Source organism: Streptomyces sp. C36, from assembly GCF_040932295.1.
Taxonomy (GTDB): Bacteria; Actinomycetota; Actinomycetes; order Streptomycetales; family Streptomycetaceae; genus Streptomyces; species Streptomyces triculaminicus.
Genome location: NZ_JBFQGI010000002.1, coordinates 311,272 through 330,668, shown reverse-complemented (window position 1 = coordinate 330,668; position 19,397 = coordinate 311,272). Strand labels below are relative to the sequence as shown.

Genomic DNA, 19,397 nt, shown 5'->3' with positions numbered 1-19,397 from the left:
TCAGACTAGAGCCGAAGAGCCTTTTGCGTAAGTGCCCCGTGAACGGTTGTGCGCCCTGCGCCCCACCACGCCGGAAACATCCTTTCCAGCGGGCGCGAAGCCGGATACGGAACCGGATACGAAAAGTGCCCGCCCCCTCCCGGGGACGGGCACTTCCGCGTCATCCGCGTCATCCGCGGCTCGCGCGGGCGAGGGCTACTTCTTGCTCTTCTCGCCGCTCTCGTCGCTGGACAGCACCGCGATGAAGGCCTCCTGCGGCACCTCCACGCTGCCGACCATCTTCATCCGCTTCTTGCCTTCCTTCTGCTTCTCCAGCAGCTTCCGCTTACGGGAGATGTCACCGCCGTAGCACTTGGCGAGGACGTCCTTGCGGATGGCGCGGACGGTCTCACGGGCGATGACCCGGGAGCCGATGGCGGCCTGGATCGGCACCTCGAAGTTCTGCCGGGGGATGAGCTCGCGCAGCTTGGCGACCAGCCGCACGCCGTAGGCGTAGGCCTTGTCCTTGTGCGTGATCGCGGAGAAGGCGTCGACCTTGTCGCCGTGCAGCAGGATGTCGACCTTGACCAGGTCGGCGGTCTGCTCGCCGGTGGGCTCGTAGTCGAGGGAGGCGTAGCCGCGGGTCTTGGACTTCAGCTGGTCGAAGAAGTCGAAGACGATCTCCGCGAGGGGGAGGGTGTAGCGCAGCTCGACCCGGTCCTCGGAGAGGTAGTCCATGCCCATCATGGTGCCGCGGCGGGACTGGCAGAGCTCCATGATCGCGCCGACGAACTCGGTGGGCGCGAGGACGGTCGCCTTGACGACCGGCTCGTGCACCTCGGCGATCTTGCCCTCGGGGAACTCGCTCGGGTTGGTGACGACGTACTCGGCGCCGTCCTCCATCCGCACGTTGTAGACCACGTTGGGCGCGGTGGCGATGAGGTCCAGGCCGAACTCGCGCTCGAGCCGCTCGCGGACCACGTCGAGGTGGAGCAGGCCGAGGAAGCCGACGCGGAAGCCGAAGCCGAGGGCGGCCGAGGTCTCCGGCTCGTAGACCAGCGCGGCGTCGTTGAGCTGGAGCTTGTCGAGGGCCTCGCGCAGCTCCGGGTAGTCCGAGCCGTCCAGCGGGTAGAGGCCCGAGAAGACCATGGGCTTCGGGTCCTTGTAGCCGCCCAGGGCCTCGGTGGCGCCGTTCTGCTGGGAGGTGATCGTGTCACCGACCTTGGACTGACGGACGTCCTTCACGCCGGTGATGATGTAGCCCACCTCGCCGACGCCGAGGCCGTCGGCCGGGGTCATCTCGGGCGAGTTGGTGCCGATCTCCAGCAGCTCGTGGGTGGCGCCGGTCGACATCATCTTGATGCGCTCGCGCTTCTTGAGCTCGCCGTCGATGACTCGGACGTAGGTGACCACGCCGCGGTAGGAGTCGTAGACCGAGTCGAAGATCATCGCGCGGGCCGGGGCGTCCTTGACGCCGACGGGCGCCGGGACCTCGCGGATGACCTTGTCCAGCAGCGCCTCGACGCCCATGCCGGTCTTCGCGGAGACCCGCAGGACGTCCTCGGGCTCGCAGCCGACGAGGTTGGCCAGCTCGGCGGCGAACTTCTCGGGCTGGGCGGCCGGCAGGTCGATCTTGTTGAGGACCGGGATGATCGTGAGGTCGTTCTCCATCGCCAGGTAGAGGTTGGCGAGGGTCTGGGCCTCGATGCCCTGGGCGGCGTCCACGAGGAGGATGCAGCCCTCGCACGCGGCGAGGGAACGCGAGACCTCATAGGTGAAGTCCACGTGGCCCGGCGTGTCGATCATGTTGAGGATGTGGGTCGTGCCCTCGGCCTCGCCCTCGGTGGGCGCCCAGGGCAGACGGACCGCCTGGGACTTGATCGTGATGCCGCGCTCGCGCTCGATGTCCATCCGGTCGAGGTACTGCGCGCGCATCTGCCGCTGGTCGACCACGCCGGTCAGCTGGAGCATCCGGTCGGCGAGCGTCGACTTGCCATGGTCGATGTGCGCGATGATGCAGAAGTTACGGATCAGAGCCGGGTCGGTACGGCTCGGCTCCGGCACGTTGGTAGGGGTCGCGGGCACGCAGGATCCATTCGGTGACTTCGGCGTTTGAACGCTGGTCTCGGCGGGAGTCGGGTATACGACTCCCCCATGGTCCCATGACCGGCGGCCACGGTCCGGTTTGGGAGGCCGGAGGGCGTACTGGTAGCCTGGTCCACTGTGCCTGTCGTGCCTCTCACACGCATACGGCACACACATCGAAATCCAACGAACCTGAAAAGGCTCTTTTCGTGGCGAACATCAAGTCCCAGATGAAGCGGATCAAGACCAACGAGAAGGCGCGCCTGCGTAACAAGGCCGTCAAGTCCTCGGTCAAGACCGCCGTCCGTGCGGCCCGCGAGGCCATCGTCGCCGGTGACGCCGTCAAGGCCACCGCCGCCGTCGCCTTCGCCGGCAAGAAGCTCGACAAGGCCGCCAGCAAGGGTGTCCTGCACAAGAACGCTGCCGCCAACAAGAAGTCGGCGCTGGCCAAGCAGGTTGCCGCCCTCAAGGGCTGAAGCCTCTCCGGGGCGTAGCCCCGGTCCCCGCCGGGACGGTACGCGGACCCTCTCAACCGCTCCGTTCTCCGGCACCCCTCGCCGCCCCCGGTCGTTCGCCACGCGGGTGCGGCACGAGCCCCAGGGCTCACAGAACGATCCGAAGGCCCCGCGCCCGCCCTTCCCAGGGCGACGCGGGGCCTTCGGGCTTTTTACGGGCACTTGTACGGGCAGGGGGCGGGGGGCCGATGCCCCGAAGGCTCAGCCCCCAAGATCGACGCAGCCTCGGGTCCAGCGGCCTCGGATCAGGAGCGGCTACGGGCCGCCCGGGCCACCGCGACCACGGCCTTCTCCAGGGCGTACTCCGGATCGTCCCCGCCGCCCTTGACGCCCGCGTCCGCCTCGGCGACCGCCGTGAGCGCCGCGGCCACGCCGTCCGCGGTCCATCCCCGCATCTGCTGCCGCACCCGGTCGATCTTCCACGGCGGCATGCCGAGCTCACGGGCCAGATCCCCGGGCCGGGCGCCGCGCGGGGCGGAGGCCAGCTTGCCGATGGAGCGGACTCCCTGGGCCAGGGCGCTGGTGATGAGCACGGGCGCGACGCCGGTGGACATGGCCCAGCGCAGGGCCTCCAGGGCCTCGGCCGCCCGGCCCTCCACCGCACGGTCGGCGACGGTGAAGCTCGACGCCTCGGCGCGGCCCGTGTAGTAGCGGGCGACGACGGACTCGTCGATGGTGCCCTCGATGTCGGCGACCAGCTGCGCGCAGGCGCTCGCCAGCTCGCGCAGGTCGCTGCCGATCGCGTCCACCAGTGACTGGCAGGCCTCCGGCGTGGCGGAGCGGCCGGTGGCCCGGAACTCCTGCCGGACGAACGCCAGGCGGTCGGCCGGCTTGGTCATCTTCGGGCAGGCGACCTCCCGGGCGCCCGCCTTGCGGGCCGCGTCCAGCAGGCCCTTGCCCTTGGCGCCGCCGGCGTGCAGCAGGACGAGCGTGATCTCCTCGGCGGGGGCGCCGAGGTAGCCCTTGACGTCCTTGACCGTGTCCGCGGACAGGTCCTGGGAGTTACGGACGATCACGACCTTGCGCTCGGCGAACAGCGACGGGCTCGTCAGCTCGGCGAGCGTGCCGGGCTGGAGCGCGTCGGAGGTGAGGTCACGGACGTCGGTGTCGGCGTCGGCCGCGCGGGCCGCCGCCACCACCTCCTGCACGGCGCGGTCGAGGAGGAGGTCCTCCTGTCCCACGGCGAGCGTGACGGGGGCGAGCAGGTCGTCGGTTGCAGTCTTCCTGGCCATCGCGTCCAGCATCCCACGCCCCGCTGACACTCCCTTCCCCGCCGACCCCTCCTCCCGGCCTCCGGCGCATATCGCACAATGAGCGGGTGACCAGCGCTTCGTCCTTCCCCGACACCTCCGACTCCGTACGGCACCTGCTGGTGCTCCCCGACCGCGACGCCGCCGAAGAGGTGGCGGAGGAGGCCGGGCAGCGCTTCGGCCTGCCCGAGGAGCCCCAGCTCGTGCGCGAGGCACTCGCCGGCGAGGACGACGCCGAGGACGCCCAGTGGCTGGTCGTCCTCGAGGACCCCGACGGCAAGCTGGACGTCGCCGCCCTGCGCGAGCTGGCCGAGGAGTACGAGGGCTGGCTCGAGGTGGAGTGACGCGCGGAGTGGCCGGCGGGGCGACCCGCGGCCCGAGCCGCCGAGTCACCCCCAGGGCCCGGGCCTTACGCGGCTCACCGGCCCGGCGCGGCCACCCACCCCTGGCGCACCTGGGGCGCCCGGTCCAGGGCGAACCCGAAGTGCGTCCGGTAGGCGGCCACGACCTCGTCCTCCGGCATCTCCCGGCGCTCGGTACGCCCGTCGGCCCCGGTGGTCAGGAGCGTACGGCCGCTGATCGATATCCGACCGCCGTCCTCGGTGAGCCGCGAGCACACCAGCGACTGGGTGAACGGGGACTTCGGCGAGGTGCGGTGCCACCAGCATCCGCTCTCGAAGTCCCGCAGCAGGTGGGGCCGCTGCTCCAGGCGGTACTGCACCGCGCCGTCCTTGATGACGTCCAGTTCCCCTCCCTCCGCCTCGGCGATCGTGAACACGCCCGCCGGGTCGCTCTGCTCCCCGCGTCCCGTCAGGACCAACGGGTGGTGGCTGTTGCGGCCGAAGCCGACGTCCACCAGGAACGGCTCCTCCTCCCCCTCGGCCTCCACCCGCAGGGCCAGGTGGTCGTACGGGATGCCGAACGAGCCGTCGGGCCCCGCCACCCGACCCGCCAGCAGGCTCACCCGGTAGCCGAGCGCCGTCAGCAGGTGCGCGAACGCGCCGTTGAGCTCGTAGCAGAAGCCGCCGCGCCCATCCCGCACGATCTTGTCGACCAGTGCCGCGCTCTCGAGCGTGATCTCCTCCCCCCGGTGCACCGACAGGTTCTCGAAGGGCACCGCGACGAGGTGGCGGAACTGCAGCTCCCGCAGGGCGCGGGCATCGGGGGCGGCCGGGCGGGTGGTGCCGATACGGCGGAGGTAGGCGTCGACGCCAGTGGAATCCATAGATCATTTATCTCGCAGGCCGGGCGTCCTTGGCATCGGCCCCTGGTCCTACGCCCACGGCCCCGGCCCTGGCCCCGGCCCCGGCCCCGGGTGACGGCCACCGCCGCGTCCGTCACCGCGACCGGCCCGTCGGTGTCCGTGCGCAGCACCACCGCGCCCCGCGCCCTGAGCGCGGCCAGCGTGCGGGCCGCCGGGTGGCCGTACGGGTTGCCGGCGCCTACCGAGATCACGGCCAGGCGGGGGCGCGGCCCGCTGAGCAGCTCCGGGTCCTGGTAGGCGGAGCCGTGGTGGGCCACCTTGAGGACGTCCACGGGCGGCAAGTCGGGGCGGGCTTCGCGCAACTCGCGCTGGGCGGGCGGTTCGAGGTCGCCCAGCAGGAGCAGCGTCAGGCCCGCCGCACGGACGAGAAGGGCGACGCTGGCGTCGTTGGGCCCCTCCTCCGCGACGGCCGACGTCCCGGCGGGCGGCGGCCAGAGCACCTCCCACGACAGCTCGCCCAGGCGCCGCCGCTCCCCCGGCACGGCCTCGGTCACCGGAATCCCCGCCCGCCTCGCCTCTCGGCGTACGAACGCGGCCTGCCCCGCCGGCCGGTCGAACGGCGTCGTCTCGATCGCCCCGACCGCCCTGCCGCTCAGCACCCCGGGCAGGCCGTCGACGTGGTCCGCGTGGAAGTGGGTGAGCAGGAGCAGCGGCACCCTCGCCACCCCCAGCTCCCGCAGGCAGCGGTCCACGGCCCGCGGCTCGGGACCGGCGTCGACGACCACGGCGGCGCCCGGGCCCGCCGCGAGGGCCAGCGCGTCTCCCTGGCCCACGTCGCACGCCACCAGCCGCCAGCCGGGTGGCGGCCAGCCTGTGACGACCCGGGTCAGCGGGGCCGGGCGGACAAGCGCCAGCAGCAGGAGCAGGGCGCAGGCGGCGCGGGACCAGGGGCCGCGGAGAAGGCGGCGTCCGGCGAACACCGCTGCCACCGTCGCCGCGGCCAGCAGCAGCCCGCCGGCCGGCCCCGTCGGCCAGCCGAGCTCGGCGCCGGGCAGCTCCGCCCCCGTACGGGCCACCGCCGCCGTCCAGGTCGCGGGCCATCCGGCCGCCCAGGCCAGGCCCTCGGCGAGGGGCATCGCCACGGGTGCGAGGGCGAGGGCGGCGAAGCCCAGCACGGTGGCGGGCGCGACGGCGGGCTCGGCGAGGAGGTTGCACGGCACCGCCACCAGGCTCACCCGCGCCGCCAGCACGACGATCACCGGCGCGCACGCGGCCTGTGCCGCGCCCGCCGCCGCGAGGGCCTCCGCGATCCGGGGCGGTACGCCGCGCCGCCGCAGGGCCGCGCTCCAGCGCGGGGAGAGCGTCAGCAGGGCGCCGGTGGCCAGAACGGACAGCAGGAATCCGTAACTGCGGGCCAGCCACGGATCCCAGAGCACCAGCAGCAGGACTGCCGCCGCCAGCGCGGGCAGCAGGCTCCGGCGCCGGCCCGTGCCGATGGCCAGCAGCGTGATCAGGCCGCAGGCGGCGGCGCGCAGCACACTCGGCTCGGGGCGGCACACCACCACGAAGCCCAGCGCCAGGCCGCCGCCCAGCAGTGCCGTGAGCCGCAGCGGAATGCCCAGCCGTCCGGCGAGCCCTCGCCGCTCGGCCCGCGAGGCGAGGTGCGCGGGCCCGGTGAGCAGCGCGAGGAGCACGGTGAAGTTGCCCCCGCTCACGGCGAGGAGGTGCGTCAGGTCCGTGGTCCGGAAGGCCGCTTCGAGGTCCGGGGGCACGCGGGAGGTGTCGCCGACGACGAGTCCGGGCAGCAGCGCCCGGGCGTCCGGCGCGAGGTCGTCGGTGGCCTCGCGCAGGCCGGCCCGCAGCCGGGCCGCCGCGCGCTGGAGGCGTGTGGGTCCGCCGATGACGTGGGGCCGCTCCTGGTCGTCCCCGACGCGCAGGACGGCCGCGACGCGGTCGCCCGTCCGGGACGGCGGGGCCAGCTTCCCCTCGGCCCGCACCCGGGTGGACGGCAGCAGGCCCGCCCAGGACTGACGGGCGATCAGCAGCACGGGTGTCCGGACGGCGGCCGCCGCCGGACCCGCCGGACCGTCCCCGGTGACGACGCGGGTCGCCGCGGCCTCCACCGCCACGGCGGGCCGGTCGCGGACCGCCCCGCGCACGTGCGGCCGGACGGCCCGTGGGTCGCCGGTGACCGTCACCTCGAGGGTCACCCGGGCGTACCGCCGGGCCAGCTCGGGCAGCGGCCCCCGCCGCGTGTCGGCACCCTCCAGCGCCCCGACGGCCGCACCGGCGGCCCCGCACAGCAGCGCGGCCGCGACCACCACCGCCGTGCCCCCGCGCACGGCCGCCAGGAGCAGGCAGGCCGCGAGCACGGCGGCCGCGCAGCCGACGGTGACCGTCCTTCCGTCCGCCGTCAGGGCGGCCGCTGCCGCCGCCCACGCGGCGAGCGCGGGCACGGCCAGCCGCAGGTCCGCCGGACCCTCCTGGCGCGCCGCCGCCGCTTCCCCGGTCGTGACTGGACCGGTCATGGCTGGACCGGTCATGGCTGGACCAGGGGCTTGAGGTCGGTGAAGCGGCGGGCGCCGATGCCGTCGACGTGGCGCAGGTCGGCCACCGAGCGGAAACCGCCGTGCCGGGTGCGGTAGTCGAGGATGTGCTGGGCCAGGACGGGGCCGACGCCGGGCAGGCCGTCGAGCTGTTCGAGCGTCGCGGAGTTCAGGCTCAGCGGGCCGCCGGCGGCCGCTCCGGCGCCCGCCGGGGCCCCGGGAGGGGCCGGGGGTGCGGCCGCCTGCCCGGGAGCGGTGGCTCCCACCAGGATCTGCTCGCCGTCCATGAGCAGCCTCGCCCTGTTGAGCCCGGTCGTGTCCGCCCCCGGCCGCGCTCCCCCGGCCGCCGCCAGCGCGTCGGCGACCCGGGAGCCGGCCGGCAGGCGCCGGACACCGGGGTGCGGCACCTTCCCCGCCACGTCGACGACCACCTCCCGCGCGGCGGCGCCGGACGACGCACCCGCCGAGGGGCCGGGCAGGGCAGCGGCAGGCCTGTCGGCGGCCGGTGTCGTCACGGCCGGTGTCTCGCGCTCGGGCGGCCGCACCGTCTGCGGGCGCCCGGCCCAGAAGTGGTAGGCGGCGAGGACCGCCGCCGCCATCAGCACGACAGTGAGGGCCGCGAGCGTGCGCGGCTCGATGCCGCACCGCACCTGCACCCACACCGGCAACCGCTCCGCCAGCGCCATCCGCCAACGTGCCGGCGGCCGGGGCGCACCGGCCGCCGGCGCGGGAGCCGAGACGCGGTCGCGCAGCGAACCGAGGTCCGCCGCGAAGGAGTCGGCCACGACGGGGTTCGTGACGGAGAGTGATCGAGCTGTCATGACACGCGACGGTAGCCGCGTTCGCCCACCCCCGCTGGAGCGCCTCGATTTCCGTGGACAACCGGCCGGTTGTGGAAAACTCCGCCACCCCGCCGAGGGACCGACCGGGCGGCAAACCCAAGCAAACCCCCTCGCCAGACCGTCTCGGCAGAACGGCAGACCGTCTCGGCAGAACGTCCCCGCGGACTACCGCGCCGAGACCACCACGCCCAGCAGACCCGGCCCCGTGTGCGCCCCGATGACCGCGCCCACCTCGCTGACGTGCAGGTCCACCAGCCCGGGCACCCGCTCCCGCAGTCGCTCCGCCAGCAGGGCGGCCCGCTCGGGCGCGGCCAGGTGGTGGACGGCGACGTCGACGGGGGCGACGCCCGCCCGCTCCGTGGCGATCTCCTCCAGGCGTGCGATCGCCTTCGAGGCGGTGCGCACCTTCTCGCGCGGCTCGATACGGCCGCTGTCCAGCTGGAGCAGCGGCTTGACGGCCAGCGCCGAGCCCAGCAGGGCCCGCGCGGCGCCGATCCGGCCGCCGCGCCGCAGGTAGTCGAGGGTGTCGACGTAGAAGTAGGCGGCCGTGCCGTGCGCGCGCTTCTCGGCGGCGGCGACCACCTCGTCCAGGGTGCCGCCCGCCCGCGCGGTCTCGGCGGCGGCCAGGGCGCAGAAGCCGAGGGCCATCGCGACCATGCCCGTGTCCACGACCCGGACCGGCACGGGCGCCTCGCGTGCCGCGAGGACGGCCGCGTCGTAGGTGCCGGAGAGCTCGGCGGACAGGTGGAGCGAGACGATGCCCTCCGCCCCTGACGCGGCGGCGGCGCGGTAGGCGGCGGCGAAGACGTCGGGGCCGGGGCGGGAGGTGGTCACCGGCTTGCGTTTCTGGAGGGCCTGGGCGACCGACCGGGCCGAGACCTCGGTGCCCTCCTCGAGCGCCTCGTCGCCCAGGACGACCGTCAGCGGCACGGCCGTGATGCCGTGCCGCTCCATCTCCTGCTGCGGCAGGTAGGCCGTGGAATCAGTGATGATCGCGACATGGCGGGACATGCCCCGGAGGTTACCTCCCGTGCCGTGTGGACGGCAGTGCGAGCCGGAATCTCATGATCCGTTTCTGATCGGGCCGCCACCCGTGGGCCACCATGTGGCGCCCACGGCGCACCCGACCCGCCGCGCCCGTCAGGCCGTGCTCTCCGGGCGCTTCGTCTTCTGCCACGAGTACCCCGCCTGCCAGCGGTCATTCCGGCCGTTGATCGCCGGACGTTCCGGACCGGCGCCCGGTCCGGCGCTCTGGCCCGCCCCCGGCGCACTCGTAGCGGCCCGGTCCGTCGCCCGCGCCTGCGACTTCGCCCCGGGCTGCGGCTCCGGCGACGCCGCCTCGGCCTCGTCCTCCCAGTGCCGCAGCGCCCCCGCCTCCATGCGGATCTGCTCGCTCAGCAGCGTCAGGTCGTCGTCGGCGAACTGCCGCGCCCGGTCCTGGGCGGCCCAGCGCAGCGAGTCGGCCGAGTGCGTGATGCGCTCCGTGCGCTCGCGCAGGTCCGGCAGGCGGGCGGCGACGCGGTCGCGGTCGGGCTCGGTCTCCAGCTTCCGCAGGTCCTCCTCCAGCTCGCGGCCGTGGGCGCTGAGCCGCTCGAAGAGGGCCATGGACTCCGACAGGGAGGAGTCGTCCGCCATCCCGGACCGCAGCACCTCCTGGGTGGCGCGCATCGACGTGCGCAGCGACAGGCGCAGCTGGGCGACCTCGCCCGCCGCGCCGGGGGCCGTGTACTGGCGGGCCTTGAGGCGGGTGTCCTCGACCGTGCGCCGCGCCTGTGTGACCGTGCGGTCCACGCCGCGCTTGACCGCCCGTACCGCCCTGACCATGGCGATCACCGCGAACGCGACGACAAGCGCGCAGATCACGGCGATGATCGCGGCGGCGGCTTCCATAAGCGCTCCTCAACAGGTCGTCAGCGGGGCGGCGCCCGTCTCTCTCCACCGTAAACGCAAGCGGGCAGGTTGAGGGTTCCTGTGGAACCCCCAACCTGCCCGTAGGGACAAACCCCTAGCGCGTCACGCGGGGACGATGTTCACCAGCTTCGGCGCCCGCACGATGACCTTGCGGATGCCGGCGCCGCCCAGCGCGGCGACGACCGCCGGGTCGGCCAGGGCGACCTTCTCCAGCTCCTCGTCGGAGATCGACGGGGCGACCTCCAGGCGCGCCTTGACCTTGCCCTTGATCTGGACGACGCAGGTCACGCTCTCGTCGACCAGGTACGCGGGGTCGGCGACGGGGAAGTCGCGGTGGACGACCGAGTCGGTGTGGCCGAGCTTGCGCCACAGCTCCTCGGCGATGTGCGGGGCCAGCGGGGCGACCAGCAGCACCATCTGCTCGGCGACCGCGCGCGGCACCTCGCGCAGCTTGGTCACGAAGTTGTTCAGCTCGGTGACCTTGGCGATGGCGGTGTTGAAGCGCAGGTTCGCCATGTCCTGGCCGATGCCGTCGATGGCCTTGTGCAGGGCGCGCAGCGTCGCCTCGTCGGCCTCGGCGTCGACGACCGTGACCTCGCCGGTGTTCTCGTCGACCACGTTGCGCCACAGGCGCTGCAGCAGGCGGTACTGGCCGATGACCGCGCGGGTGTCCCAGGGACGGGAGACGTCCAGGGGGCCCATGGCCATCTCGTACAGGCGCAGCGTGTCGGCACCGTACTCGGAGCAGATCTCGTCCGGCGTGACGGCGTTCTTCAGGGACTTGCCCATCTTGCCGAGCAGCCGGCTGACCTTCTCGCCCTGGTAGTAGTACGCGCCCTCGCGCTCCTCGACCTCGGCGGCGGGCACGGCGATGCCGCGGGCGTCGCGGTAGACGAACGCCTGGATCATGCCCTGGTTGTAGAGCTTGTGGAACGGCTCGGCGGAGGAGACGTGGCCCAGGTCGAAGAGGATCTTCGACCAGAAGCGGGCGTACAGCAGGTGCAGCACGGCGTGCTCGGCACCGCCGACGTACAGGTCGACGCCGCCGTGCGGCTGCCCCTCGCGCGGGCCCATCCAGTACCGCTCGGCGTCGGCGGACACCAGCCGCTCGCCGTTGTGCGGGTCCAGGTAGCGCAGCTCGTACCAGCAGGAGCCGGCCCAGTTGGGCATGGTGTTGGTCTCGCGGCGGTACGTCTTGGGGCCGTCGCCGAGGTCCAGCTCCACGTTGACCCAGTCCTCGTTGCGGGACAGCGGGGTCTCGGGGGAGGTGTCGGCGTCGTTGGGCTCGAAGGTGCGCGGCGAGTAGTCCTCGACCTCGGGCAGCTCCAGCGGGAGCATCGACTCCGGCAGCGCGTGGGCGACGCCGTCCTCGTCGTAGACGATCGGGAAGGGCTCGCCCCAGTAGCGCTGGCGGCTGAACAGCCAGTCGCGCAGGCGGAAGTTGACGGTCGCCTCGCCGATGCCGCGCTCGGTCAGCCACTCGGCCATACGGGTCTTGGCCTCGGGGACGAGCAGGCCGTCCAGGGAGACGCCCTCACCCGACGAGTTGATGATCTCGGCGTCGTACGAGTCGAACGAGTCCGCCCACTCGGCCGGGTCGGTGCCGCGCTCGTCGGACGGCCGGACGACGCAGCGCATCGGCAGGTCGAAGGCGCGCGCGAAGGCGAAGTCGCGGCTGTCGTGGGCGGGGACGGCCATGATGGCGCCGGTGCCGTAGCCCATCAGAACGTAGTCGGCGACGAAGACGGGGAGCTTCTCGCCGCTGACCGGATTGACGGCGTACGCGCCGGTGAAGACGCCGGTCTTCTCCTTGGCGTCGGCCTGCCGCTCGACGTCGGACTTGGCGGCGGCCTCCTTGCGGTAGGCGGCGACGGCCTCGGCGGGGGTGGCGTGGCCGCCCGTCCAGTCCTCGTGGGTGCCCTCGGGCCAGGCGGCGGGGACGACGCCGTGGTCCTCGGTGACGACCAGCGGGTGCTCGGGCGCCAGGACCAGGTAGGTCGCGCCGAAGAGGGTGTCCTGGCGGGTGGTGAAGACGGTGGCCTTGGCGTCGGGGTGCCCGTCGATGGCGAAGTCGACGCGGGCGCCCTCGCTGCGGCCGATCCAGTTGCGCTGCTGCAGCTTGATGGCCTCGGGCCAGTCCAGGGCGTCCAGGTCGTCGAGCAGGCGGTCCGCGTAGGCGGTGATGCGCATGTTCCACTGGCGCAGCTTGGACTTGAAGACAGGGAAGTTGCCGCGCTCGGACCGGCCGTCGGAGGTGACCTCCTCGTTGGCCAGCACGGTGCCCAGGCCGGGGCACCAGTTGACGGGCGAGTCGGAGGCGTAGGCCAGGCGGTGGCCGCCCAGGATCTCCTCGCGCTCGGAGGAGGTCAGCTCGCTCCACGCACGCGTTCCCGGAACGTCGCGCTGCCCGCTCTCGAACTGGGCGATCAGCTCACTGATCGGCCGGGCCTTCTTCGCGTCCTGGTCGTACCAGGAGTTGAAGATCTGCAGGAAGATCCACTGGGTCCACTTGTAGTACTCGGGGTCGATCGTGGCGAACGACCGGCGCTTGTCGTGACCCAGGCCCAGACGGCGCAGCTGCGCCTTCATGTTGTCGATGTTGGCCTCGGTGGACACCCGGGGGTGGGTGCCGGTCTGCACGGCGTACTGCTCGGCGGGCAGGCCGAAGGCGTCGAAGCCGAGGGTGTGCAGGACGTTGTGGCCCGTCATGCGGTGGTAGCGCGCGTAGACGTCGGTGGCGATGTAGCCCAGCGGGTGGCCGACGTGGAGGCCCGCACCCGAGGGGTACGGGAACATGTCCATGACGAACTTCTTGGGCCGGGCGACGACCTCGGCGTCGCCCTCGAGCTCACCGCTGGGGTTGGGCGCCTCGTACGTGCCCTCGGCGTCCCAGACGTCCTGCCAGCGCGCCTCGATGTCGGCGGCCAGAGCGGCCGTATAGCGGTGCGGTGCGGCCACCTCGGCGGCGGTGGGGGTCTCGCTCATCGTCCTCTAAGCTCCATCGATCGTCGTCTCTGCCTGCGCTGCGATATTCCGGATTTCTGAGTCCTTCAGAAATGAAAAAGCCCCTCGCACAGGAGGGGACAGCCGCGCCGATGCCGACCGGACGTCACCGGTCGGTGCTGATCAGCGCGGCTCGCTAAGCAGGAGGCGTACGGCACGCATGGGGTCAGATTACCGCAGCGGCGGAAGGTACCGCACAGAGGCAGGGGCCCTGCAGACGCTAGCAGCGGGGCGCCGCCGCGCACCGGGGTTGCGCGAACCGGACCGCGGCACTCGAACAGCTGCCTAGCGTGCCGGAGCATGGACCTCCAACGCTTCACCGACCAGACGGCGGGCGTGCTGACCCTGGTCTCCCTCACCACGACCGTCGTCTGGGGGCTCGTCGCCACCGGCCGCACGGTGCTCGGGCCGCGCGGCCGGCTGCTCGCCCAGGCCGTGCACCGGGCCACCGCCGTCGGCGCGCTCGGCTTCCTGCTCGTGCACATCGGCGTCAAGACCGCCGAGGCGCACGCCACCGTCCTCGCCGCCCTGCTGCCGTTCGCCGGCGGGGTGCGGGGAGCCGGCGGTCTCGTCGGGCTGGGCTCGCTCGCCGCCCACCTGATGGTGCTGGCCGCCGCGACCGGCACCCTGCGCAGCGCCTTCGCCGGGCGCGCCCGCGCCGCCCGGCGCTGGCACGCGCTGCACGGCTGCGCGTACGCCGCCTGGTGCGCCGCCGTCCTGCACGGGCTGAACGCGGGCCGCCCGGCCGCCGGTTGGGTCACCGCGTGCTACGCGCTGAGCCTCGCCGCGGTGGCCGCGGCGCTGCTGATACGGCGGGCCCGCAGGCCCTTGCGGTCCTTCCTGCGCCTCCCCCCGGTGCGTCCGCGCCCGGCAGGGGCGCACGCGGCGGGCAAGGAGCCCCCGTCCCGCCCCCTGCCCGTACCCGGGGGCCGCCCCGGCGCCCGGATCCCGGACGCCGAGCGGGCCGGGATCACCTCCGGACGGCCCTCATGACCGCCGCCCTGCCCGAGTTGCCCCACGTCCTCACCCTCGGGCTGCCCCGCCTGACGGCCGGCTTCGAGACGGCCGAGCGGCTGGACCGCCGGGCCCATCTGGCGGTGCACGGCACCGCGCCCCGGCTCACCGAGGATGAGCTGACCCGGCTGGCCGAGGCCGTCGCCCTGCGGGGACGCGGCGGCGCGGGCTTCCCCTTCGCCCGCAAGCTGCGCGCTACGGGCACGGCGGCCCGGCGGCGCGGGGAACGGCCCGCCGTGGTGGTCAACGGCTGCGAGGGCGAGCCCGCCTGCCGCAAGGACGCCGTGCTGCTGCGGCGCGCCCCGCACCTGGTGCTGGACGGCGCGCTGCTCGCCGCCGAGGCGCTCGGCGCCGCGAGCCTGGTGGTCGGGGTGACCCGGCCCGCCGCCGAGGCCTCCGTGCGGGAGGCGCTGGCCGAGCGCGGCCTGACCGACCGGCGCGGGCGGGCGCTGCGCGCCCGGGTCGTGCGCGTCCCCGAGCGCATGGTCTCCGGTGAGTCCTCCGCGCTGCTGCGCGCCCTCGGCGGCGGCCCCGCGCTCCCTCCCGGCCGGCGCGCCCGGGCCAGTGAGGCGGGCCTGGGCGGTCTGCCCACGCTGCTGTCCAACACCGAGACCTACGCCCAACTCGCCCTCGCCGCCCGCCTGGGCGCCCCCGGCTACGCGGCGACCGGCACGCCCGACGAGCCGGGCACCCTTCTGCTCACCGTCTCCGGCGCGGTGCCCTGGCCCCGCGTGGTGGAGGTGCCGGGCGGGGCGGCGCTGTCGTACGTCCTCGCCCAGTGCGGCGCCGAGCCCGCTCCCGAGGGGGTGCTGGTCGGCGGCTATCACGGCGCATGGCTGGACGCGGCGGCGACGGCCGGGGCGGTGCTCTCGCGGGACGCCCTGGCGGCGCGCGGCGCGAGCCTGGGCGCCGGGGCGGTGCTGCCGCTGCCCGCCGCGACCTGCCCGCTGGGCGAGGCGGTGCGGGTGGCGCACTGGCTGGCGGCGGAGTCGGCGGGGCAGTGCGGGCCCTGCCGGACGGGCCTGCCCGCGCTGGCGGGGGCGCTGGCGGACGTGGTGGCCGGGGGCGGGCGCGGTGCCCTGGAGGCCGTACGGGAGGCCGCCGGGGCCGTGCGCGGCCGGGGGGCGTGCGGGCACCCGGACGGGGCGGCGCGCTTCGCGCTGAGCGCGCTGGCGGCCTTCACCGACGACCTGGCCGCGCACGTCCTGGGCGGCGGCTGCGGGCGCGGCACGGCCGGGGTGCTGCCGCTGCCGGGACCTGGCGGCGCGGCGGCGGGCGGCAGGGACGGGGGCGGCGGCGGGGAGCGGCTCGCGGTGGACTGGACGCTGTGCGAGGGGCACGGGCTGTGCGCGGGGCTGCTGCCGGAACTCGTACGCATGGGAGCGGACGGATTTCCCTCGCTCGCGGACGCCGGGGTACCGGATCACTTACGGAGCCGGGTGCGACGGGCCGTACGCCGTTGCCCGGCGCTGGCCCTGCGACTGGACCGCGCGCCGTAAACCGCCGCACACGTAAAGCAGAGAGCGGGCCGTCCATCGGACGACCCGCTCTCTCACTGTGGAGCTAAGGAGAATTGAACTCCTGACCTCCTGCATGCCATGCAGGCGCTCTACCAACTGAGCTATAGCCCCTTGTTCTGTTTTCCGCCCGGGTTTTCCTCGCGGTCTCCCTGGCGACACGGATTACATTACACGGACCTCCCCCCCATCCGCCAAATCGGTGGGTATCACGGCCCATCTCGGGTCGATATGACCGATTTTCACCGTGGCGTCAGGCTGCGGCGTCAGGTCGTGACGTCAGGCCGTGGCGAAGGAGTAGAACCTCTTCAGAGCGCAGTGCTCGTCGAGCAGACGTCCGTAGATCGGCTCGCCCTCGAGCTCACGGTAGGTCTCGATCGGGTCGCCTTTTATGATCAGCGCCCGCGCGCACTCCACACACCAGTACTGGTACTCGGAGTTGAGCGGCTCCATGTCGCGAACGATCGGCGTTCCACTGCCGCACCAGTCGCACTTCCGGCTGTGAGCACCCATGGGACAGCTCCAACCCCCTCCCCTTCGGCAGCGTTCACTCCCGCCGGTCCGATTCTGCCACGGGACCACGCGGGAACAGCAACAATCCCGCCCCCCTGTGATCGGGAGACGGGATCGTCGAACTGTGGAGCTAAGGAGAATTGAACTCCTGACCTCCTGCATGCCATGCAGGCGCTCTACCAACTGAGCTATAGCCCCGCTGTTCTCGGCTCCCCCGGAGGTTTTCCCCCGCGTTCCCCGCGAACAAGAAGAACTTTAGCCTGCGACCTGCCCAGATGTGAAATCGGGCCTCAGGAGCCCCACGGAGGCCACTGCGGGGCCTCAGTCGTCGTCGCCGAGGACCGGCTCGGGCAGCGTCCCGGCGTTGTGCTCCATCAGGCGCCAACCGCGCGCGCCCTCGCCCAGCACGGACCAGCAGCAGTTGCTCAGGCCGCCCAGCGACTCCCAGGAGGAGGACTCCAGGCCCAGCAGCCGGCCGATGGTGGTGCGGATGGTGCCGCCGTGGCTGACCACGACGAGGGTGCCGCCGTCCGGCAGCTTCTCCGCGTGCGACAGCACGACCGGAGCGGCCCGGTCGGCCACCTCGGTCTCCAGCTCGCCACCGCCGCGCCGCACGGCCTCGCCGCGCTTCCAGGCCGCGTACTGCTCGCCGAAACGCTCGATGATCTCGTCGTGCGTCAGGCCCTGCCACACGCCCGCGTACGTCTCGCGCAGCTCCGCGTGGTGGGAGGCGGCGAGGCCCGTGACGGCCGTCAGCTCGGCCGCGGTCGCCCTGGCCCGCGAGAGGTCGGAGGCGACGATCGCGTCCGGCCGCATCGAGGCCAGCAGCCGGGCGGCCCGGCGCGCCTGGGCGACGCCGGTCCCGGTCAGCTCGATGTCCGTGGAGCCCTGGAAGCGGCGCTCCAGGTTCCATGCGGTCTGACCGTGGCGCCAGAGGACGATCCGGCGGCCGCGGGCGCCCCCGCCGGCGCTCAGCTGAAGTCTCCGTCCGCGTCGCCCGCGGCGGCCTGGGCCTGGGCGTGCGCCTCGGCCTTGCCACGCGTGGCGACGGCGTCGGCGGGCAGCTCGATCTCCGGGCAGTCCTTCCACAGGCGCTCGAGGGCGTAGAAGACGCGCTCCTCGCTGTGCTGCACGTGCACGACGATGTCGACGTAGTCCAGCAGCACCCAGCGGGCGTCGCGGTCGCCCTCACGGCGCACCGGCTTGACGCCGAGGTCCTTGAGCAGCCGCTCCTCGATCTCGTCGACGATCGACTTGACCTGGCGGTCGTTGGGGGCCGAGGCCAGCAGGAAGGCGTCGGTGATCGACAGTACGTCGCTGACGTCGTAGGCGATGACATCGTGCGCGAGCTTGTCGGCGGCAGCCTGGGCGGCGGCCTGGATGAGCTCGATGGAGCGGTCCGTGGCGGTCACAAGCCATGCTTTCGTAAAGAGGGTCAGTACCTCTCAAGGGTCTCACGACCCGCCGACAGCACTCCCGGTGTTTTCCGCCCCGCCCCCGGGCCCGCTCAGCGCGTGCGGGGCGGGTAGTCCCGGCCCAGGACCACGGCGACGTCGGCGTGCGCGGGGATCTCGCCCCGGCGCACCGCGCGCTCGGGAAGGCCCAGCGTCCTGGCCACCTCCCCGGCCTCGGCCGCCCGGCTCCCCTGCGCGTAGAGCACCGCGGAGGCCGCCTCGGGCGCCCTCGCCGAGCCCGCGCCGATGAACGTGTAGCCGCCGTTGGCCAGGGTCACCCGCGCCGCTTCGGCCGCTCCCCCGTCTCCTGTGGCGTTCTTCACGCTCACCCGGGGCGGCGCGTTCCGGGCGGCGTCCCGGGCCGCGCCGCCCAGCACCTCCTCGATCAGGGTGTCGGCCGCCCGGCCGCCGAGCGTGCCGTCCGCGCGCACGGGCAGGACGGTGGTCTCGTACGAGCCCGCCTTCGCCTTCGTCGCCAGGCGGGCCAGCGAGGCGCCGAGCTGCTCGGGGCTGAGGGAGGGATCGGGGATCTGGGCGAGCGCCTCGACGGTCGTGGTGGCCGCCCGCGGGTCGCCGGACATCTTCCGCAGCACCGCCTGCATGACCCGCCCGAACCGCGCGAGCTGCGGGGTACGCCCCTCACCGGCCGCCCGGTAGGTGGCGTAGGCGACCGCCGCCCGGCCCCCGAGGCTCTGGCCCTCGCCGGGGGTCACCAGCAGGCGGTCGCCGGGGCGGGGGCCCGGCACGGCGGTGTCCGTGTCGACGGTGACGCCGCCGACGAGCTCGACCAGGTTCTCGAGATAGGGGGTGTCCAGCCGCCAGCTGCCCTTGATATCGGTGCCGAGCAGGGTGTTCAGGGCATCGCGGGTGCCGCCCGTGCCCTCGTCCAGCACCGATCTGCCGAGCGTCGTCGCGCCGCCGCCCTCCCCGGACACGGCGAGCGAGTCGGGCAGCAGGAGCGTGGTGCCCTTGTGCGCGCCCTCGTCGTCGACCAGCAGGGCGGTGGAGCTGTCGCCGCCCCGGGTCTGCCGCAGATGGACGACGATCACGTTCCGCTCGCGCACGGCGCCCGCCGCCGCGCCGTCCCTCTTGTCGTCGCCCCCGGACAGCAGGAGCCAGGTGACGCCGCCGACGAGGGCGAGGCCGAGCGTCGCGGCCAGGGCGCGCACGCGCTTGCGGCTCCTGCGCCGGCGCTCGCCCCGGCGCTCGGCGCGGCTCTGGCTGAACGTGAGCCAGTCGATGACGTCCTGGGACTCCTCGTCCGGCTCCTCCACGAAGGAGAACTGTTCGGTGCGGTAGTCCGGGGCCGGCCGGGGCTCGGGGATCTGCGCGGAAGCGGGAGCGGAAGCGGAGGCGGAAGCGGGGGCGGGAGCGGAGACCGGGGCAGGAGCGGAGGCGGGGCCGGGCTCGGGGCGGCGTGGCCCGGGCGGCTGCCCGTACCGGTCGTCGTACGCGCGCTCCGGGGCGTCCGGGCGGTACACGGGCCGCCCGTAGGCGTCGTAACGAACCTGCTGTCGCGGCCGCGAATCCTGTCGGTCGTTCACGAGCGCCCCTCGCTGCCCCT

Annotated in this window: 16 protein-coding genes and 2 tRNA genes; 4 read left to right on the top strand and 14 right to left on the bottom strand. The window is 73.7% G+C overall.

Annotated elements, in window-relative coordinates:
- Window positions 1–195 precede the first annotated feature (195 nt).
- Window positions 196–2,064 carry a translation elongation factor 4 gene (lepA, locus tag AB4K12_RS06990; protein ID WP_368433376.1) on the bottom strand — a complete coding sequence of 623 codons (1,869 nt, stop codon included), beginning with the start codon at window positions 2,062–2,064 and terminating at the stop codon, window positions 196–198.
- 209 nt (window positions 2,065–2,273) lie between these two features.
- Between lepA and rpsT the strand changes: the two genes are divergently transcribed.
- Window positions 2,274–2,540 carry a 30S ribosomal protein S20 gene (gene rpsT / locus AB4K12_RS06985; RefSeq protein WP_362251308.1) on the top strand — a complete coding sequence of 89 codons (267 nt, stop codon included), beginning with the start codon at window positions 2,274–2,276 and terminating at the stop codon, window positions 2,538–2,540.
- 284 nt (window positions 2,541–2,824) lie between these two features.
- On the opposite strand, the gene holA is transcribed toward rpsT, so the two are convergent.
- Complete coding sequence (holA, locus tag AB4K12_RS06980; RefSeq protein WP_368433375.1) at window positions 2,825–3,811, bottom strand: DNA polymerase III subunit delta; 987 nt, start codon at window positions 3,809–3,811, stop codon at window positions 2,825–2,827.
- An 86-nt stretch (window positions 3,812–3,897) separates the two neighbouring features.
- Between holA and AB4K12_RS06975 the strand changes: the two genes are divergently transcribed.
- Complete coding sequence (locus AB4K12_RS06975; RefSeq protein ID WP_368433374.1) at window positions 3,898–4,173, top strand: hypothetical protein; 276 nt, start codon at window positions 3,898–3,900, stop codon at window positions 4,171–4,173.
- Window positions 4,174–4,247: 74 nt separating this feature from the next.
- Here AB4K12_RS06975 and AB4K12_RS06970 read toward each other — a convergent pair whose 3' ends face one another.
- The 6 genes from AB4K12_RS06970 to leuS form a co-directional block, all read right to left on the bottom strand.
- Window positions 4,248–4,925, bottom strand: coding sequence for an arylamine N-acetyltransferase (locus AB4K12_RS06970; protein WP_368433829.1), 678 nt, complete (start codon window positions 4,923–4,925; stop codon window positions 4,248–4,250).
- On the bottom strand, window positions 4,811–7,561 hold the full coding sequence (locus tag AB4K12_RS06965) for a ComEC/Rec2 family competence protein (RefSeq protein ID WP_368433373.1): 2,751 nt from the start codon (window positions 7,559–7,561) through the stop codon (window positions 4,811–4,813). Before AB4K12_RS06965 ends, AB4K12_RS06970 begins: the two co-directional genes overlap by 115 nt.
- Window positions 7,562–7,572: 11 nt before the next feature.
- Complete coding sequence (locus AB4K12_RS06960; protein WP_368433372.1) at window positions 7,573–8,400, bottom strand: ComEA family DNA-binding protein; 828 nt, start codon at window positions 8,398–8,400, stop codon at window positions 7,573–7,575.
- A gap of 186 nt (window positions 8,401–8,586) precedes the next feature.
- Window positions 8,587–9,432, bottom strand: a complete 846-nt coding sequence (locus AB4K12_RS06955; RefSeq protein ID WP_086570334.1) for a DegV family protein — start codon at window positions 9,430–9,432, stop codon at window positions 8,587–8,589.
- A gap of 129 nt (window positions 9,433–9,561) precedes the next feature.
- Complete coding sequence (locus AB4K12_RS06950; protein ID WP_368433371.1) at window positions 9,562–10,311, bottom strand: hypothetical protein; 750 nt, start codon at window positions 10,309–10,311, stop codon at window positions 9,562–9,564.
- Window positions 10,312–10,434: 123 nt separating this feature from the next.
- The gene (gene leuS, locus AB4K12_RS06945) at window positions 10,435–13,317 is read right to left on the bottom strand and encodes a leucine--tRNA ligase (protein ID WP_368433370.1); all 2,883 of its coding nucleotides are present in this window, start codon (window positions 13,315–13,317) and stop codon (window positions 10,435–10,437) included.
- Window positions 13,318–13,635: 318 nt separating this feature from the next.
- Here leuS and AB4K12_RS06940 point away from each other — a divergent pair, with 318 nt between their 5' ends.
- Complete coding sequence (locus AB4K12_RS06940; protein ID WP_368433369.1) at window positions 13,636–14,328, top strand: hypothetical protein; 693 nt, start codon at window positions 13,636–13,638, stop codon at window positions 14,326–14,328.
- Window positions 14,325–15,848, top strand: coding sequence for an NADH-ubiquinone oxidoreductase-F iron-sulfur binding region domain-containing protein (locus AB4K12_RS06935; protein ID WP_368433368.1), 1,524 nt, complete (start codon window positions 14,325–14,327; stop codon window positions 15,846–15,848). The genes AB4K12_RS06940 and AB4K12_RS06935 overlap by 4 nt, the downstream gene beginning before the upstream one ends.
- A gap of 59 nt (window positions 15,849–15,907) precedes the next feature.
- On the opposite strand, the gene AB4K12_RS06930 is transcribed toward AB4K12_RS06935, so the two are convergent.
- The 6 genes from AB4K12_RS06930 to AB4K12_RS06905 form a co-directional block, all read right to left on the bottom strand.
- A tRNA-Ala gene (locus tag AB4K12_RS06930) sits at window positions 15,908–15,980 on the bottom strand.
- A gap of 165 nt (window positions 15,981–16,145) precedes the next feature.
- A complete protein-coding gene (locus tag AB4K12_RS06925; protein WP_207248642.1) occupies window positions 16,146–16,319 on the bottom strand; it encodes a hypothetical protein in 174 nt (57 codons plus the stop codon).
- Between the two features lie 185 nt (window positions 16,320–16,504).
- Window positions 16,505–16,577: transfer RNA gene (locus AB4K12_RS06920), tRNA-Ala, on the bottom strand.
- Window positions 16,578–16,700: 123 nt separating this feature from the next.
- Complete coding sequence (locus AB4K12_RS06915; RefSeq protein WP_368433828.1) at window positions 16,701–17,354, bottom strand: histidine phosphatase family protein; 654 nt, start codon at window positions 17,352–17,354, stop codon at window positions 16,701–16,703.
- A complete protein-coding gene (gene rsfS / locus AB4K12_RS06910; RefSeq protein ID WP_086573554.1) occupies window positions 17,351–17,791 on the bottom strand; it encodes a ribosome silencing factor in 441 nt (146 codons plus the stop codon). The genes AB4K12_RS06915 and rsfS overlap by 4 nt, the downstream gene beginning before the upstream one ends.
- A gap of 95 nt (window positions 17,792–17,886) precedes the next feature.
- Complete coding sequence (locus AB4K12_RS06905) at window positions 17,887–19,377, bottom strand: LCP family protein (protein ID WP_368433367.1); 1,491 nt, start codon at window positions 19,375–19,377, stop codon at window positions 17,887–17,889.
- Window positions 19,378–19,397: the final 20 nt, after the last annotated feature.